The 17,729-nt window shown below is 63.5% G+C and carries 16 protein-coding genes; 12 read left to right on the plus strand and 4 right to left on the minus strand.

Going from position 1 to position 17,729, the window contains the following annotated elements; all coding sequences use genetic code 11:
* The first annotated feature begins 153 nt into the window (after positions 1-153).
* The 8 genes from HWX76_RS15345 to HWX76_RS15380 all read left to right on the plus strand — a co-directional run bounded on the left by HWX76_RS15345 (position 154) and on the right by HWX76_RS15380 (position 6,384).
* On the plus strand, positions 154-924 hold the full coding sequence (locus HWX76_RS15345; protein WP_124630796.1) for a GntR family transcriptional regulator: 771 nt from the start codon (positions 154-156) through the stop codon (positions 922-924).
* A complete protein-coding gene (locus HWX76_RS15350) occupies positions 921-2,660 on the plus strand; it encodes a fumarate reductase/succinate dehydrogenase flavoprotein subunit (RefSeq protein WP_176016013.1) in 1,740 nt (579 codons plus the stop codon). The genes HWX76_RS15345 and HWX76_RS15350 overlap by 4 nt, the downstream gene beginning before the upstream one ends.
* An 11-nt stretch (positions 2,661-2,671) precedes the next feature.
* Positions 2,672-2,917 carry a ferredoxin family protein gene (locus tag HWX76_RS15355; RefSeq protein WP_050013325.1) on the plus strand — a complete coding sequence of 82 codons (246 nt, stop codon included), beginning with the start codon at positions 2,672-2,674 and terminating at the stop codon, positions 2,915-2,917.
* Positions 2,918-3,049: 132 nt separating this feature from the next.
* Positions 3,050-4,054, plus strand: a complete 1,005-nt coding sequence (locus HWX76_RS15360; protein ID WP_124630798.1) for a HEAT repeat domain-containing protein — start codon at positions 3,050-3,052, stop codon at positions 4,052-4,054.
* Positions 4,051-4,329, plus strand: a complete 279-nt coding sequence (locus tag HWX76_RS15365; protein WP_124630799.1) for a gamma-butyrobetaine hydroxylase-like domain-containing protein — start codon at positions 4,051-4,053, stop codon at positions 4,327-4,329. The genes HWX76_RS15360 and HWX76_RS15365 overlap by 4 nt, the downstream gene beginning before the upstream one ends.
* Before the next feature lie 72 nt (positions 4,330-4,401).
* A complete protein-coding gene (locus HWX76_RS15370; RefSeq protein WP_347880195.1) occupies positions 4,402-5,319 on the plus strand; it encodes an NAD(P)-dependent oxidoreductase in 918 nt (305 codons plus the stop codon).
* A 49-nt stretch (positions 5,320-5,368) separates the two neighbouring features.
* Positions 5,369-5,842 (plus strand): NUDIX hydrolase, encoded by a 474-nt coding sequence (locus tag HWX76_RS15375; protein ID WP_080334221.1) that lies wholly within the window; start codon positions 5,369-5,371, stop codon positions 5,840-5,842.
* A gap of 92 nt (positions 5,843-5,934) precedes the next feature.
* Positions 5,935-6,384, plus strand: a complete 450-nt coding sequence (locus HWX76_RS15380) for an acetyltransferase (RefSeq protein ID WP_176016015.1) — start codon at positions 5,935-5,937, stop codon at positions 6,382-6,384.
* 3 nt (positions 6,385-6,387) lie between these two features.
* Here the strand turns inward: HWX76_RS15380 and HWX76_RS15385 are convergent, their stop codons facing one another.
* On the minus strand, positions 6,388-6,975 hold the full coding sequence (locus HWX76_RS15385) for a 2'-5' RNA ligase family protein (protein ID WP_244137974.1): 588 nt from the start codon (positions 6,973-6,975) through the stop codon (positions 6,388-6,390).
* A gap of 152 nt (positions 6,976-7,127) precedes the next feature.
* Between HWX76_RS15385 and HWX76_RS15390 the strand changes: the two genes are divergently transcribed.
* Positions 7,128-7,745, plus strand: a complete 618-nt coding sequence (locus tag HWX76_RS15390) for a 3'-5' exonuclease (protein ID WP_124637773.1) — start codon at positions 7,128-7,130, stop codon at positions 7,743-7,745.
* A gap of 468 nt (positions 7,746-8,213) precedes the next feature.
* Here the strand turns inward: HWX76_RS15390 and HWX76_RS15395 are convergent, their stop codons facing one another.
* Together HWX76_RS15395 and HWX76_RS15400 are read right to left on the minus strand one after the other, a co-directional pair.
* A complete protein-coding gene (locus HWX76_RS15395; RefSeq protein WP_124554634.1) occupies positions 8,214-9,461 on the minus strand; it encodes a type II toxin-antitoxin system HipA family toxin in 1,248 nt (415 codons plus the stop codon).
* On the minus strand, positions 9,454-9,789 hold the full coding sequence (locus HWX76_RS15400; protein ID WP_124554635.1) for a helix-turn-helix transcriptional regulator: 336 nt from the start codon (positions 9,787-9,789) through the stop codon (positions 9,454-9,456). The genes HWX76_RS15395 and HWX76_RS15400 overlap by 8 nt, the downstream gene beginning before the upstream one ends.
* Before the next feature lie 256 nt (positions 9,790-10,045).
* On the opposite strand from HWX76_RS15400, the gene HWX76_RS15405 reads away from it, so the two are divergent.
* The 3 genes from HWX76_RS15405 (at position 10,046) to HWX76_RS15415 (ending at position 15,790) form a co-directional block, all read left to right on the plus strand.
* Positions 10,046-10,399 carry a hypothetical protein gene (locus HWX76_RS15405; RefSeq protein ID WP_176016016.1) on the plus strand — a complete coding sequence of 118 codons (354 nt, stop codon included), beginning with the start codon at positions 10,046-10,048 and terminating at the stop codon, positions 10,397-10,399.
* A gap of 187 nt (positions 10,400-10,586) precedes the next feature.
* Positions 10,587-14,702 carry a hypothetical protein gene (locus tag HWX76_RS15410; protein WP_176016017.1) on the plus strand — a complete coding sequence of 1,372 codons (4,116 nt, stop codon included), beginning with the start codon at positions 10,587-10,589 and terminating at the stop codon, positions 14,700-14,702.
* Entirely contained in the window at positions 14,699-15,790 is a 1,092-nt protein-coding gene (locus HWX76_RS15415; RefSeq protein WP_176016018.1) for a Wadjet anti-phage system protein JetD domain-containing protein, read from the plus strand. The genes HWX76_RS15410 and HWX76_RS15415 overlap by 4 nt, the downstream gene beginning before the upstream one ends.
* A 267-nt stretch (positions 15,791-16,057) precedes the next feature.
* Here HWX76_RS15415 and guaA read toward each other — a convergent pair whose 3' ends face one another.
* A complete protein-coding gene (gene guaA, locus HWX76_RS15420) occupies positions 16,058-17,677 on the minus strand; it encodes a glutamine-hydrolyzing GMP synthase (protein WP_050012880.1) in 1,620 nt (539 codons plus the stop codon).
* Positions 17,678-17,729: the final 52 nt, after the last annotated feature.

Genomic DNA, 17,729 nt, shown 5'->3' on the forward strand with positions numbered 1-17,729 from the left:
AATTTTTTATTTTGGGCGAATCCGCTCGGCTCGCAAGGGTCGGATCGCGCGCCCCACTTTTCCTCAACGGGAAATTCGAAATCAGAAATCGTTGGTTGGGGCACGCACTCGCGCTGGCTACACTCGCCCCATCTTGTCATAACAAGTTGACCGATGCCCCCACCCAACGTCGTGCCGCTGTCCGCGGCCCCGCTCTACGTGCAGATCAAGGACACGCTGCGCGCGCGCATTCTCGACGGCACCTACGCGCCGCACAGCCGGATGCCGTCCGAGCACGCGCTCTGCGCGATGTTCGACGTCAGCCGCATCACGGTGCGCCAGGCGCTCGGCGACCTGCAGAAGGAAGGCCTGCTGTTCAAGCTGCACGGCAAGGGCACGTTCGTGTCGAAGCCGAAGGCGTTCCAGAACGTGACGTCGCTGCAGGGCTTCGCGGAGGCGATGTCGTCGATGGGCTACGAGATCGTCAACCAGTTGCGCAGCCTGCGCACGGTGAAGGCCGATCGCCATCTCGCGACGAAGCTGAACGTGCCCGAAGGCGCGCCGCTCGTCGAGATCCATCGCGTGCGGCTGCTGAACCGCGAACCCGTGTCGCTCGAACAGACCTGGGTGCCGGAAGCGCTCGGCAAGCGTCTCGCCGGCACCGATCTCGCGACCCGCGACATCTTCCTGATCCTGGAGAACGACTGCGGCATCCCGCTCGGCCATGCCGACGTGTCGATCGACGCGATCCTCGCGGACGACGACATCGTCGACGCGCTGCACGTCGAGGAAAGCAGCCCGGTGCTGCGTATCGAACGCCTCACGCACGACGCGTCGGGCGCGCCGCTCGACTACGAATACCTCTACTTCCGCGGCGACGCCTTCCAGTACCGGTTGCGCGTCGACCGGCAGAAGGCGCGCAAACCTGCAAGGAACCCGCGATGAATACCCATGTGCATGAATACGACATCGTCGTGGTCGGCGGCGGCACGGCCGGCCCGATGGCGGCCATCAAGGCGAAGGAGCACGATCCGTCGCTGCGCGTGCTGCTGCTCGAGAAGGCCAACGTGAAACGCAGCGGCGCGATCTCGATGGGGATGGACGGCCTGAACAACGCGGTGATTCCCGGCCATGCGACGCCCGAGCAGTACACGCGCGAGATCACGATCGCCAACGACGGGATCGTCGACCAGGAAGCCGTGTACGCGTACGCGACGCACAGCTTCGCGACGATCGAGCAGCTCGACCGCTGGGGCGTGAAGTTCGAGAAGGACGGCACCGGCGACTACGCGGTGAAGAAGGTCCACCACATGGGCTCGTACGTGCTGCCGATGCCGGAAGGCCACGACATCAAGAAGGTGCTGTACAGGCAACTGAAGCGCGCTCGCATCGCGATCACGAACCGGATCGTCGCGACGCGCGTGCTGACCGACGCGCAGGGTCGCGCGAGCGGCGTGCTCGGCTTCGACTGCCGCACCGCCGATTTCCACGTGATCCGCGCGAAGGCCGTGATTCTCTGCTGCGGCGCGGCCGGCCGCCTCGGCCTGCCGGCGTCGGGCTACCTGATGGGCACGTACGAGAACCCGACCAACGCGGGCGACGGCTACGCGATGGCCTATCACGCGGGCGCCGCGCTCGCGAACCTCGAATGCTTCCAGATCAATCCGCTGATCAAGGATTACAACGGCCCGGCGTGCGCGTACGTGACGGGCCCCTTGGGCGGCTTCACCGCGAACGGCAAGGGCGAACGCTTCATCGAATGCGACTACTGGAGCGGCCAGATGATGTGGGAGTTCTACCAGGAACTGCAGAGCGGCAACGGTCCCGTGTTCCTGAAGCTCGACCATCTCGCGGAGGAAACGATCCGGACCATCGAGCAGATCCTGCATACCAACGAGCGGCCGAGCCGCGGCCGCTTCCATGCGGGGCGCGGCACCGACTACCGCAGCCAGATGGTCGAGATGCACATCTCCGAGATCGGCTTCTGCAGCGGCCACAGCGCATCGGGCGTGTACGTGAATGCGCGCGCGGAGACGACCGTGCTGGGGCTGTACGCGGCCGGCGACATGGCGGCCGTCCCGCACAACTACATGCTCGGCGCGTTTACGTACGGCTGGTTCGCCGGGCAACACGCGGCCGACTACGTGGCCGGCCGCGAACACGCGCCGGTGGACGACGAACAGGTCGATGCCGAGCGCACCCGCGCGCTCGCGCCGCTGCTGCGCGAGCGCGGCCTGGCGCCGGCGCAGGTCGAGTACAAGCTGCGCCGCATGGTGAACGACTACCTGCAACCGCCGAAGGTGACGCGCAAGATGGAAATCGGGTTGCAACGTTTTGACGAAATCACTGAGGATATCGAAGAAATCAAGGCGAACAACCCGCACGAACTGATGCGCGCGGCCGAAGTGCGCGCGATCCGCGATTGCGCGGAAATGGCCGCGCGCGCATCGCTGTTCCGCACCGAGAGCCGCTGGGGGCTGTACCACCATCGCGTCGATTTTCCGCACCGCGACGATGCCGAATGGTTCTGCCACACGTGGCTGCGCAAGGACGCCGCCGGCGCGATGCGCAGCGAGAAGCGGTCGGTCGAACCGTACGTCGTGCCGCTTGCCGACGACGAACGGGGCGCCTACGCGCAGTTGCGCATCCGCGAACCGGCCGCGCCCGCGGTCGCCCTGTGAGGAACCTTGCCATGCCCCATACCCCGCACGACACCTTCCAGCGCAGCAGCGCGCCCGTGACGATCGACGAGTCGCTGTGCATCGCCGACAAGGGCTGCACCGTCTGCGTCGACGTGTGCCCGCTCGACCTGCTCGCGATCGACGTCTCCAAGGGCAAGGCGTACATGCAGTTCGACGAATGCTGGTACTGCATGCCGTGCGAACGCGACTGCCCGACCGGCGCGGTCAAGGTCGACATCCCTTACCTGCTGCGCTGACACGGCGCGCCACCTGCGCACCGACGACAGCACGACCGAGCCCGTGTTTATCGACATCAAGCGCCGCTGTCTCGCGCTGCTGCGCGACGCGGCCTGAGCGCAATTGCCCATTCACCGCACCGACTTTTCTCCATGACCGCTTCTTCCTCCGCTTTCCCGCTGCCCGGCGTGCCAACCGTCGATCACGCCGATCATGCCGCGCTCGTCGCGCGCCTCGCCGCAGCCGATGCGTCGGTGCGTCGCATCGCGCTGCTCGAACTCGCCGATCTCGAAGCGCCCGAACTCGTGCCGTCGTTCGTCGCGGCGCTGCGCAGCGACCCGTCGGCCGACGTGCGCGGCGAGGCCGCGCGCGTGCTCGACGCGTGGGAGCAGCCCGATGTCGTCGACGCGCTATGCCACGCGCTGCTCGATCCGGACGACGGCGTGCGCGCGACCGCCGCGCAAAGCCTGTCCGAACTGAAGGACGCGGCATCGGGCGCCGTGCTGTGCCGGTGGGCCGACCGGCCCGAGCCGTTCGTGCGCGCCGCCGCGCTGCGCGGCTTGCGCGAGTTGCGCGACCCCGACGCGTTCGCGCCCGCGCTGCGCGCGCTCGACGCGAGCGCCGCTGCCGTACGCGCCGAGGCGGTCGTCGTGCTCGGCTGGCTCAAGGACGGCCGCGCGCTGTCGCCGCTCGCGCGCATCGCGACCACAGACACGGATGCGGACGTGCGGCGCGCCGCGGTCAGCGCGATCGGGTTTGCGGCGGCCGACGATACCGCGGTCGTCACCGCGTTGCTCGCGGCGCTGCGTGACACTGAATGGCAGGTGCGCGAGGAAGCGGCGGCCACGCTCGGCAAGCTGCGCGCCGCCGTTGCGCGCGACCCGCTCGTCGCCGTGCTCGACGACGATTACTGGCAAGTGCGCGTGCGCGCCGTGCGTGCGCTCGGGCAATTGCGCGATGCGGCCGCGGCATCGGCCGTCGTCGCGCTGCTCCCGCATGCGATCAGCAACCTGCGCAAGGAAGCCGCGCTCGCGCTCGGCGAATTGCGCGACCGTGCGACGCTGCCCGCGCTGCACCATGCACTCGACGATCGCGACCCCGAAGTCCGCAAGGCCGTGCGGATCGCGATCGGCCAGATCGACGAAGCGTCGCGATGATCGCGCCTACCGAAATCGCACTCGACCACCCGGCGCGCGCCCTGACGCTGCGCTGGCCCGACGGCGCGTCGCAACGTATCGGCTTTGCGCAATTGCGCGGCGATTGCCCATGCGCGGAATGCCGAAAGATCCGGCTCGACGGCGGCCACGTCGACGCGCGGCCCGACCTGACGCTCGACGGCGTGGAAGCGCTCGGCTATGGTGTCCGCTTCCTGTTCGGCGACGGCCATGCACGTGGCATTTATCCGTGGCCGTACCTGGCGGACCTCGCGTAGCGACGACGACGCGCTTCCGTGGTCGCGCGGGCCGGATGGCAGGCGCGCGAAAACGCTGCGATACTGACGCCCATGATCGTCGCCACCTACCGTGGGAGCCGCACCATGCAAACCGCAGTCGGATTCATCGGCCTTGGCGTGATGGGTACGCCGATGGCGCTCAATCTCGCGCGGGCCGGCACGCCGCTCGTCGTGTGGAGCCGTTCGCACGACAACGACGATGCGCTGCGCGCCGCCGGCGCACGCGTGGCCGAGGACATCGACAGCGTATTCGCGTCCTGCCGCACCGTGATCCTGATGCTCGCGAACGACGCGGCAATCGACGCCACCCTCGCGCGCGGCACGCCCGGTTTTGCCGCCCGGGTCGGCGCACACACGATCGTCAACATGGGCACGAATGCGCCCGACTATTCTCGCGTGCTCGCCGATGAAATCGCCGCCGCGTCCGGCCGCTACGTCGAGGCGCCGGTATCGGGCTCGCGCAAGCCGGCCGAAGCCGGGCAGCTCGTCGTGATGCTGGCCGGCGCGCCGACCGACGTCGATGCCGTCCGCGCGCTCGTGAAGCCGCTGTGCCGCGACAGCTTCGTGTGCGGCGACGTGCCGTCGGCGCTGACGATGAAGCTCGCCGTCAACCTGTTCCTGATCACGATGGTCACCGGTCTCGCCGAGGCCACGCATTTCGCGCAACGTCACGGTATCGACCTCGCGCGCTTCGCCGACGTGCTGAATGCCGGCCCAATGGCCAGCGACGTGTCGCGCGTGAAGCTCGGCAAGCTCGTCGCGGGTGATTTCTCGGTGCAGGCCGCGATCACCGACGTGCTGAAGAATGCGCGCCTCGTCGCCGAATCCGCGCGCGGCATCGGCATCGCGTCGCCGCTGCTCGACATCTGCCATGCGCTGTATGGCGAAACCGAGCAGGCCGGACATGGCGCGGCCGACATGGTCGCCGTGATCCGTGCGATCGAACGGCGTACCGGGGACGCGCGATGAGCGGTGTGTACGTGCACGCGTTCGTTCCCATCGACGGGTAGGAGCGACCATGTCCGCAACCGACAACGCTGCTTGCTTGCGCCCCGTTCCCGCCGTGATCGGCATCGTGCTGCGCGAACGCGATGTGTTGCTCGTGCGCCGCGCGAATCCGCCCGACGCAGGTTGCTGGGGCTTTCCCGGCGGCAAGATCGAGTCGGGCGAGCCGCTCGCGGACGCGGTCGTGCGCGAGATCGCGGAAGAAACGATGATCGACGTCGAAGCGCTCGACGCCTTTACCGCGCTGGATGCGTTCGATTACGATGCGCACGGCGCCGTGCGCCAGCATTTCGTCATGATCGCGGTGCTGTGCAGATGGCTGCGCGGCACGCCGGCCGCCGGCGACGATGCACTCGACGCGCGCTGGTTCGGCATCGACGAACTCGACCGCGACGATTTGCCGATGAGCGCGGGCGTGCGGGACGTCGCGCGACGGGCGATGGAGCGGGCGGCGATGCTGGGCCGCGCGCGTCCGCCATTCGCCTGACACTTCCGCTGTCGCTTGCGCATCGGCGCGACGCGTTCGCTCCGTCATGGAGCCGGCTAGCCTCCGAGCGCCGAATCATCACACATCAAACCATGCTCAGAATTCGACAATCCACCGAGGCCGACGGCACACGTGTGCTGGATATCTGGCGCCATGCCGTCGACGCCACGCATCACTTCCTGAGCGACGACGATCGTCGTTCAATCGAGTCCGAAGTCATCGCATTTCTGCCGGGCGCACCGCTCGATCTGGCCGTCGACGAGCGCGATCGCGCGATCGGCTTCATGCTGCTCGACGGCAGCCACATGGAAGCGCTGTTCGTCGATCCCGCGCACCATCGCGCGGGAGTCGGGCGGTTGCTCGTCGAAGAGGCGCTCAAACGCCATCCCGACCTGTCGACCGACGTCAACGAACAGAACGAAGCGGCGGCGGGATTCTATGAACGGCTCGGATTCGAGCGCTGCGGGCGATCGGAGCTGGATGGACAGGGGCGGCCGTATCCGCTGATTCACCTTCGTTATCGCGGTGGCGATCGGGACTGAAGATCATCCCGGCGGGCTACCGGTCGTCAGCGGCCAGCGCCCCAAAACGTCGTAGTGCGACTTGCCGAGCCAGCTATCGATCAGGGCGAAGTCGAATACGGTCCAGGTAATCGGCTCGATCCGGTACTCATCGGGCCTCTGTGCACCATACAGCAGCGTCACGTGCGGGGTAAAACTCGACGGAAAAACAGGCACACCCGCCCGTTTCAACGCGTCTCGCAACTGCCGTCGAAAATCGATCAAGTCCTCCAGACCGGCCTTCCCCGTCAGCACCAGCGGCAGACGACCGGACCGCCGGTTGAAACTGATGATCTTGTCGAACGTCACGGAGAAAGATGGCACGTCGATGCGGTCCGCCACCGCACGTGCCCGTACAAGGGTAGCGCCCGGCACATAGGCGAAGTCGCCCAGAGAACCCAGCGTAATGTGCAGACGCTCGATGCCCACCATGCTGTCCTTCTCCAGCCGCATGCTTTCGACAAGGCCAGTAATGCGCGCCGCCGTGGCCAGGTCCGGCATCACGGCGAAAAAGAAGCGGTGCACGGGAACCGGCGGCGGCGCATCGAATCCGGGTAGCGTCAGTTGAGTCACGGCAGCATCTCCATCTAGCCTGGAGCGAGATTTGATTATCGTCAATCGGTAGCCTGCTCGCTCCCGCTCGACGAATCCGCCGTTCGCGCGCCCGAAGATGCTACCCTCTTGGCCACACTCGACACCCTCTGATGACGCACCTGAATTCAACCATGCAAACCGTCGCGGTACTGGATTTCGAAACCACAGGGCTATCGCCGAATCTGGGCGACCGCGCAACCGAAATTGCCGTCATCCTGCTGCGCGACGGGCAGGTCGTCGACCGTTTCCAGAGCTTGATGAATGCCGGCCGACGCATCCCGTCCGATGTCGTTGCGCTCACCGGCATCACGAACGACATGATCGCGGCGGCGCCGCCCGCGTCCGCAGTCATGAAGGAAGCGGCGGCGTTCGTCGGCAAGCATGCGGTCGTCGCCCACAACGCCGGCTTCGACAAGCGCTTCTGGCAGTCGGAACTGGGGATGCTCGGCATGTCGGCCGACCATCCGTTTGCGTGCACGATGCTGGTGGCGAGGCGGATCTATCCCGACGCCCGGAGTCACCGCCTGTCGAGCCTGGCCGAGATGCTGCGGCTGCCGCAAACGGGCCGTGCGCACCGGGCGATGGTCGATGCCGAGATGGCCGGGCATCTTTGGTGCCGGTTGCAGCAGGAAATTTCGCGGACTTATGGACTGGATCGGATCGATCACGCGTTGATGTCGCGGGTGCAGGCGACGACCAAGGCGAAGGTGCCGATGTATTTGCGGTCGCTCGGGCGGGCGTGTACGTGACGCATCCGATGCCGGAACGGAAAACACCTCGCTCGCTGGCTGACTGCACGCGTTAACGCAAAACGACCTGGCAATTGAATTGCCAGGCCGCTTCTTGCTCCTCGTGAGCCGGGGCAGCACGCCAACCGAACCAGCCCTCCCGCTTGCAAACTATCGCGACATCAAACGATGCGCAACGACACAAGCGGAATCGAACGCCGATTCAGTCGGAATGCTCACTCCCACTCGATTGTCAATCTGGGGCTGGAGCCTTTTGGGGACGGCGTTTCCGCCTGGTCACGCGGCGTCGATACCGTCAACGATACCGAAAATCATGCTCGGCAGTTGATGGCTGTTATCGGAACGCCCCGGAGCATCAATGCTCGTTTTGTTTGAAAGATCACGAACATTGGCCGTCCCAAGGCGATTTGCGGCTGCAATACCGTCGCTGATACCGTCAGCATCTTTAGAGCACGGTCCTCGATACCGTCACAGCCGCAATGCGGCGCTAAGATCGTCGTGCTCGAAGGCACTGGCCATACGTGCCATCTCTGCGCGTGTGCAACCAACTTCCTGGGCAACCGCTTGCCATGTCCGGGTAACGTCGGCTACCTCCCGGATCGTGGCCCGAGCCTGTTTCAGCGTCAGGCCAAAAAACTCCGCCGCATTTTCCAAGAGCCCCACCGAGCACGTTCCCTCGTCGAGATCGATATTCGTCGTCAGGATACGCGCCTTCAGATCGGTTGGCGTGGGATTGAGGTCATAGGCTGGTGACAATACCCACCCATCGCGCCCCGCCCATAGAAAGCCGTGGTTGCGCAAGTGGTCGTCCACATTGGAAACCAAAACATTGAACGTCACGCGGCGATACAGCTGCGCGGCGTCGGCCCGCGCCTTCGCCCCGTGTTGCGTCAGTGCGTCAACTAGTTCGGGATAACTGCCGCGTTGACCGTCCCGCGATCCCGTCATCGACATAGCCGAGAGAAAGGGAACGCGAATATTACCCGCGCGATCGAAACGACGGGACAGCAGCACCGGCTTGCCTGCTACGCGGAGCAGTTCGTGGTGCGGAGTGGATATGCCGGCGCGTTCCGCCAATAGCAGTGCGATTTCCTCCCAGGTCTCGATGCTGTAGTCATCGGTCTCCTTCGGGAATTTGGCGATCGACAAATGACCGTACTGGTCGATGACCGAGGCCTTGGGACGTGCGCCGCCGAGCGACGACCCGGGCGCAAAGATAAGTTGCAGATCCTCATCGGTTTCCTCGTCCCGCAGGATGCGCTCGGTGATTTGTAGCAGCCGCCCCAATTCAATGAGCGCGGGAACCCCGGCGGGCACCGGCGCTTGGAACTCGTCCTCTCCGCTCCAGCGAAACCGCAAGGCTCCCAGACGCGTTTCATCGGCTACGCCCAGCAAATAGTCCAGTTCGCTGAGTGTACGGACGCGCCGTCCTTCTCGTTCAGCTTGGCGACGCTCGGCGCGCTGCATGAGACGGCGCCCCCAGGTATCCGGCGCCGAATCGCCTATCGAACCGAAGATCGGTTGATCAGGCAGCGGTGGAAACACGCCTCGCGTCAATGCCAGTGCTGGTTCGATAGAAAAACACTCGTCGTCGGCCAGCCAGGTCTCGTCATATTCGAACGTGACCGTTGCTTCCCGACGCGACGCATGGCGTCTGAGCAGCCCCACTGGTCGCGGCGCGCCATCGAGATCAATGTAGACGTCAACATCAGCCATGGTCACCCTTCCCGCCGCTACGAGGGAGCCGGATGCGCTGCGGCAATGCCGCGGTTGCCAACGACTGCCCAACCGTATCTCGGGCCACATCGGCGATCTCCGACAGCCCGCCCAGAAGACCAAGCGCCTGCAACACGGCCGCATAGATGCCGATGCTCACGCCCGGATCACCCGCTTCGACGCGCTGCAGAGTCGCTCTGGACGTAAAAGCCCGTTCGGCAATCACCGCCATGGTCAACCGGCGGCGACGACGCGCGTCGTGAATATCGGCGCCCAATTTCCGCAACGCCCGCCGGACGCCGGCAGAAGGAGCGTGAGGAGTCGGCATTTTACCACCTTCGTAAGTCTTTATATCCGATAATGTATCACGAAGATAACACTAACCGCCAATGATATGACTACGGAGGACGATCACGGGCCAAGCCATTTCATAAGCCTCGAAGAGCCGACATTCCGGATAATTCGTGAGAGATGCGGTAATCGGTACCGTCATACTCGTCGCTAAACTCGGCAAAGTCTGGTAACAATTGCGGTAGTATGATGATCTTTCAAATTCCTTTCATTAAAAATACGGATAGGTCTTGATGGATGGCCAAGCGACAACCACCGCCCTTGCAGACACGCTGACAACGTTGGGCAGCTTTGGCCTGCTCGACCTGTCCCGGCAACAGCGCAACCTCCTGCTACTTCGTCCGGTATTCCAGCTTGAGCGCTATAAGATGATGCTCGGGGACGAAAGCAGTTCAGACCGCAGCCTCTTCCAGGGTGTCGACACGCATTACCTTGCATTGTCAGCACTCGATCAGATGATGGAAGCCACCACGGTCTCCAGTGGAAGTACCTCGACAGAAATCATGACGCATCTTGCCGACGTCGCAATACGGATGAAACCGACACTCTCGGCGCCTCAGGCTCGGCGCGTATCCGCAGCAGCATGACACCAGACCAGAAGGCTGCGCTCGTGCTTGCCCACATCGCCATCGCGGCGGCCTTCTTCCCGACGACTGATGGATTGGACGATGACAACTACTCCCCGCCCCCGGCGTCTGTGGCCACCTGCCGCGACACACTCTATGCACTGGCGCGGCGCCTGGCGTACCTGGTTTCATCATCGTTGAATGGCTCATGCCGTCCAGAATGGCAGGAGGCAAGCCCTACCGTCTGGTGACCGGTCAGGCGGTCGCGGTAAGGTCGCACACCGAGCCACCGGAAGTCGACCGCATGTTCTTCTCATTCGAGGAGCACGCCGACCTCGGCCTGGTAGACATCCCGGCCCCAGGTCTGGCGCAGCCCACGTCGTCCTCCATGCAGGAGTTTTCTCGCTGGCTGCACGCACAGCAAAAAAAATACTCGGGTGACGTTTTCATCAGTCACAATCGCCAAGCGGAGTGGCAGCGGCATCTGAAAGACGAGCGTCTCATTGACCTGGACATGTTGCGCATGCAGGTCAACTTCTCGGCACAGGAAGGCGGTTTCGACACGGGTTTCCTCGACTTCAAGACGGAAGGCGAGTTCCTGCGCAAATTCCTGAATCTGACCAGCGACGCCACGAAGGCCGACGAGGCACGGAAGCTAGTGGTTGCGGTATGCGAGAAGCATCGCCGTAAGCCTCAGTTCCAAAAGCGTCGTGACGAGCTAACCAAGTTCAGGGCATCACTGAACGCTTTCGCCGAGTCTGCTCATCTGTATCTTGAGACGCTTGCCGCGCAGCGCTCTATGCTAATTCGGGGCGCTCAGATGGTCCAGGCCTTGCAGGCCCGGGCCGTCTCCTTGTGTCTTGACCACGACCGAGAAGTGAAGTTTGAGCAGACCCAGCGAGGACTGGCCTCTGCTGCGCTCGCGGACTCGACGTCGTACACAAAGGAGCACGCGACGGTCACCTGGGCCTGGCACCAGAAGCGCAGCGCTCAGGCGAAGGCTCGCAAGGAGGCTGCCGATGGCCAGGTAAAGAACTTGGAGCGGGACGAACGACTCATTCGAGCGGCGCGGCTGCAGAAGGAAATCGTCGGCGTCGACGAAGAGCTCAAGGAGCTTGACGCGCTGACCGAAGCCGAGCGCGCGAATCTCAAACCGACGAAGGACCACGTCGAAATTCAGGGGGCGCTGCTGCGCCGAGCACTGTTCAACGAAGAGCAGCGACTGAAGGTAGCGCTCCAATTGCTCAATGAGCGAGCTACCGCACGGGAGGAAGAACGAACGACCCTCCGCAAGCAACGAACTCAAGCCGAAGCTGACGAGCTCCGCCAGGTAGGGGAACGCTCGAAGCTTCAAGCGGCCGAGGAGTCCTACACGCGTCGTAGGCAAGCTCTTGAAGCGGATGGTGCCTTTCTCGGACCCGATGAAACGACTGCGGAGGCGCTTGAACGACTGAATACCAACGCTGCAACTGCGGCTTCCGAGCGTGACCTGCATCGAGCATCGCAGCAACGCTGCGCCAAGGAGACACGAGAGCATCGACAGTCCTCCGCAGCGGAGAACGTCCGCGCGGCCGAGTTGGCCGCCAAGGCACGGGCACTCGGCGAGTTCATCACACGAGGAGAAGCCGAACTCGAACGCCTGGCACAGCTACCGGCTCTTCTGAATGCCGTCGAATCCGACCGCGTCGACCCGTTGTCCACGGCCTTGCCTGCCCGCCTGCGCGAGGTCGTCTCTGAGTCGGCACGACAAGTGTCTGTGGGAGACGTTCGCTTGGCGGAACTACGCGCCACCAAGCAGGCTATTGATGAGACCGGGGTTGCTGGCTACAGCATCGACGTTGCACTCGTCGTCGAGACACTTCTACAGGCAGGAGTGCGCTCGGCGAAAGCCTATAACGAATACATCTCACGCGCCTTACCGGACGCCTCCAAGGCGCAGGCGCTCGTCGCCAGCGACCCCGCCCGCTTCCTCGGCGTCTCCGTGGCGTCCACGGAACTTGATAGGGCCAGGGCCATCTCCTGGGAGGCACGGCGGCCTACGCGTCCTGTAGTGATATCAGCGACAACCCTTGAGCCTGCAGCGCAACTGGCGGAGCGCTTGGTCGTCCCTGCCGAGGACGATTCGGCCTTTAACGTCGAGGCTGCCGCCAAGCTGGGCTCGAACCTCGAGATCCTGGTCTCCGATGAAAACGAGCGTCGGTCCGCGTATCAGGAGCGCCACGACCAAACGCTGAAGATTATCCACGAGCTGGATACGTATGCGAAGGAATTCGGCGACGGAAAACTTGGACGGGCACGAGCCGACAAGGTGGCCCTCGAAGAAGACGCTGCCGCTGCGACAGCACGCGCGGAGTCCCTCGAATCGCTCTCGCTTGAGTTGGATGAGAAGGCTCAAGGGCTGGAGCTGCAAGCCCAAGCCGCCGATGCGAGACGCCAGGCTGCACTTTTATCTTCCGAAGCAGTTCGCACGTTCCAGAACGAACACGAAGCCGGCCATTCGGAGCGCGTCCACCGACTGGCGGACGTCGCACAAGGCATCAACGCAGCACAGGAGAGCAAGTCCGCAGCCGATGAGGGCCTTGAGCGACTGCAGCGTGAACACGACCGCGACCACGGTTTGCGCGTGAGCACTGACCATGAACTCAAGGTCGCAGGCGAAGAGCGTGCGGGCGTTGCGCACTACGACAAGGACTATCCGGCTCACGAACAGCTGTTACAGAACCCGCGACCGGTAGAGACGTTGCGCCGCATTTACAGCGATGCGGAAGCGGCCTATCTGGTCGAAGAAAGGGAGCGACTCGGGCTGTTGGCACACAAGCTGGAAGATGCTCGAAAGCGCCGTGAAGACAAGGCCAAGGAGTTCACCCGAGAATACAAGGGCGTTCAGATGGCGGACCTTGCTGCCTTCCTGAACGTAAACCATGAAGATGCGTTAGCCAACGTCGAGACCGCACTGGAGGCGGCCAAGCCAGAGCAGGTGAGCGCTGCTTCAAATCTGCAGGTCGTGAACGGCGAGTCAAGAAAGTGGTTGGACTCAAACAAGACGAACCTCGGCCCCGCGGTACCTGCTCACGAGGCTTTAGACCTGGATGCTCTGGCCGCTCTCATGGCTGAGGCCGAGAACCGCGTGAACGCGGCGTTGGAAAGGATGCGTGCGGCCAACGAAGCCGCGAACCAAGCTGCGGACAGAGCCAATCGGAAGCGCACAGCCGCGGAGGCGGACAGGAAGGTTGAGGCGCTGCTGCGCAGCAGCATGGGGTTTGAAGACAAGCCCGATCCAGTGCTCATTGCAGCGGAAATCGGCGCCCAAGTGGGAATGACCTTAGAAGTGCCGGACCCCGACAGTCTGGTTCTCGAGGCCGACGCCAGCAACCAAGTCAACGCGCTGCTAAAGGACTACACGGGGAAGAACCAAGGCGTCAGCAAACTGCAAACCAAGGCTCGCGCTGCCTTCGACCTCGTCAAGGCGGCTGCGTCGGAGCAATCGTTCCGCGAGGTCGACCCCGATGTTGCGCAGCAGATGGTCGCCAACGAGTTCGGTGCCGCGTGTACGGACGCGAAACGGCTCCTAGAGCATCTGGACGACCGCATCGCAACGACCGAGGCAACGCTGCGGTCGATGCAAGCTGACTTCGATGCCTGCGTCGAGGAGGTTCTCGCCGTCGTCCGCTCGGCCATCACGACGCTGAATCGCGCGACGAGCAAGGACAAGTCAGTGCCGGTGGGTGCCCCATACGTCGGTGGCAAGCAAGTCCTGAAGATGCGGGCAAACTTCGGCTCAGTGCCAGTTGAGACGCGACGCCAGACTCTCAGCGCCTACCTCGACACGTTGGTTGATACAAATGTGTTCCCTCCGCGCGGTACAGACTTCATCGCCGACGCTGTGGCGCGCGTTTATGGGCGTCCGCTAGGACTGCAAGTCCTGAAGATGTCCATCGAGGAGACAGAGCAGTACGTACCGGTTGAGCGGGTTTCGAACTCCGGTGGCGAAGGCGTCGTCATGGCGATGTTCCTGTACTTGGTCATCAACCAGTTGCGGGCTGAGAACCACGCACAGGTATATCGCATTGCCGGTGGGCCACTCATCCTCGACAACCCGTTCGCGAAGGCCACCAGCCCCACCATGTGGCGGGCCCAACGGCTGCTCGCCGAGGCCATGAACGTCCAATTGATATTCGCCACGGCACTTCAGGACTTCAACGCTCTCGGCGAGTTCCAGCGATTCATCCGCCTGCGCCGCGCCGGACAGAACAGCAAGACAAGACGCTGGCACCTTGAGTTCGCTAACCTGAAGCTCAACAACGTACCCGAGGAGTTGGCTTGAGCGAGTTCCTTGAAGCGCTGCTATCATCGCCGCGCAAGCGTGTGCCGCTCGACGAGCTGCGCCGGCACTACTTCTCGCTGTATCCAGATGTCCAGAACAACCCAGACCGTGGTGTGCTGCTGCTGAGGGCGCTGAAAGAGCTAGAAGCTGACGGTGCAATCTCGCTGCCGGCTACCAGAAGTTGGGAACAGGTCGGCTCGCCCGCTCTCCCACTTTGGGTCACGTTGAAGAGCTCACCTCGCTCCAAGGCTTCTGTCAATTATGCCGACGTGATCTGGGCGCCGGAGCTGGGGTTCTGGCCAGAGTTGAGGCCATCGCAGTTGCCATCGCTACGCCCCATCAATGACTTCCTACTCCGACGCCGAGGGGCTTTCTCCTCGGTTCCAATCAAGGAACGTTCCTTGGAAATCTTCGGCGACGAGAAGCGGCTCGACAACATGTGTGTCGGAGACTTCCTCTTTGGTGGGCGACTTCCAATTTCCGTCATCGGTTGCTTCCGAGTGCCCCAGCCGCTGCCGTATCGCAAGGTTGATGCGCCTGGCAAGTCCGTACTCGTTGTCGAAAACCACAACACGTACTGGAGCTTCGCCGAATGGAATGAGGCCACGCGACGATACGCGGCGGTCATCTACGGCGGAGGTGAAAACTTCAGGCTCACTGGGCGAGCGTTGCGCCAAGCGATACAAGAAACAGGAGCTTCTTCAGCGGAGTACTTTGGCGACCTGGACCCGAAGGGCCTGTCAATTCCCGTGGACTTCAACCGTTCCGTCGAACCAGGCTATCCGACCGTTTCTGCAGCGCTCCCGTTGTACCGCTGGTTGCTTGCGAACGGAGTGCGGCGTGAAAAACCCGAGTGCGCAACCTATGTAGCAGGACTGGCGGCTGCCTGGCTCGGCGCAGACCTCGCCGCAAAACTAGAAGCAGTTTGGTCTGCAGGCATGTGGCTGCCTCAGGAGGCGCTGGGCACTGAACAACTCCGTGCTGATGCCATTGGCGTGTCAGCGTCGGATAGATACTCCCCACTTGGGGAAATTACGTCCGACGTTGACATTGGCGTCAGGGCCGCCCCCAGCGGCTTGGACGGCTGAGCGTCAAAGCGCATGGCTTTAACAGGTCAAGGATACCGTCGGCACCGCTGACGGAATCAAGCAAGCCCATCCACATGTTGCCCGCATATATCGTCAGAAATACCGTCAAATGACGGTTGCTCGGTTTCCGCGCAGGGCGCAGGCGCAGGTTGACAATTCCTCTAGCGATCAAGGACTTACGGACCTGCGCTCGGCAATTTAGAATCGGGCACGCGTGATTTATCAATCAACACAACCCATTGATTCAAAAGGGAATTTCACGAACCTCTATTCCCACTCAATCGTCGCCGGCGGCTTCCCCGAGATGTCGTACACCACCCGATTGATCCCGCGCACCTCGTTGATGATCCGGTTCGACGCACGGCCGAGCAACGCATACGGCAGATGCGCCCAATGCGCGGTCATGAAGTCGGTCGTCTGCACCGCGCGCAGCGACGTCACATAGTCGTATGTGCGCCCATCGCCCATCACGCCCACCGACTTGACCGGCAGGAACACCGCGAACGCCTGGCTCGTCAGGTCGTACCAGCTCTTGCCGACATCGCCCTCGCCGCACAGGCCCGCAGCCGCATCCTGCGCGGTCGCGGTCGTGCCACGCAGCTCCTCGATGAAGATCGCGTCCGCACGGCGCAGCAGGTCCGCATACTCGCGCTTCACTTCGCCGAGAATCCGCACGCCGAGGCCCGGGCCCGGGAACGGATGGCGGTACACCATCTCCGGCGGCAGGCCGAGCGCGACACCCAGCTCGCGCACTTCGTCCTTGAACAGGTCGCGCAGCGGCTCGAGCAGCTTCAGGCCTAGCGTTTCCGGCAGGCCGCCGACGTTGTGGTGGCTCTTGATCGTCGTCGCCTTCTTCGTCTTCGTGCCGCCCGATTCGACCACGTCCGGGTAGATCGTGCCCTGCGCGAGCCACTTCGCCTTCGACAGCTTCTGCGCTTCAGCCTGGAACACCTCGACGAACTCGCGGCCGATGATCTTGCGCTTCGCTTCCGGATCGGTCACGCCGGCCAGGTGGCCGAGGAACTGGTCGGACGCGTCGACGTGCACGACCTTCGCATGCAGCCGGCCCTCGAACATGTCGAGCACCATCTTGCCTTCGTTCAGGCGCAGCAGGCCGTGATCGACGAACACGCAGGTCAGCTGATCGCCGATCGCGCGATGGATCAGCGCGGCCGCGACGCTCGAATCGACACCGCCCGACAGGCCGAGAATCACTTCCTCGTCACCGACCTGCTCGCGGATCTTCGCGACGGCTTCCTCGATGTGGTTCTTCATGATCCAGTCGGGCTTCGCGCCGGCGATTTGCAGCACGAAGCGTTCGATGATCTGGCGGCCCTTCACCGTGTGCGTGACTTCCGGATGGAACTGCACCGCGTAGTAGCCGCGCGCCTCGTCGGCCATGCCGGCGATCGGGCAGCTCGGCGTCGACGCCATCAGCGCGAAGCCCGGCGGCAGCTCGGCCACCTTGTCGCCGTGGCTCATCCAGACCTTCAGCATCCCGTGGCCTTCGGCCGTCGTGAAATCCTCGATGCCGTCGAGCAGGCGCGTATGGCCGTGCGCACGCATTTCCGCGTAGCCGAATTCGCGATGGTCGCTCCACTCGACCTTGCCGCCGAGCTGCACGGCCATCGTCTGCATGCCGTAGCAGATGCCGAGCACCGGCACGCCGAGATCCCACACGGCCTGCGGCGCGCGCAGTTGATGGTCTTCGTACGTGCTCGCGTGGCTGCCCGACAGGATCACCGCCTTCGGCGCGAACTCGCGGACGAATTCGTCGGACACATCGTTCGGATGGATTTCGCAGTAGACGTGCGCTTCACGCACGCGGCGCGCGATCAGTTGGGTGACTTGCGAACCGAAGTCGAGAATCAGGATTTTGTCGTGCATGGCTGCGGACGGGATGAAGAGAATAAGAAAAGCAGCGCACGAAGCGCTGCGT

Source organism: Burkholderia sp. BCC0398 (assembly GCF_902833245.1).
Classification (GTDB): Bacteria; Pseudomonadota; Gammaproteobacteria; order Burkholderiales; family Burkholderiaceae; genus Burkholderia; species Burkholderia sola.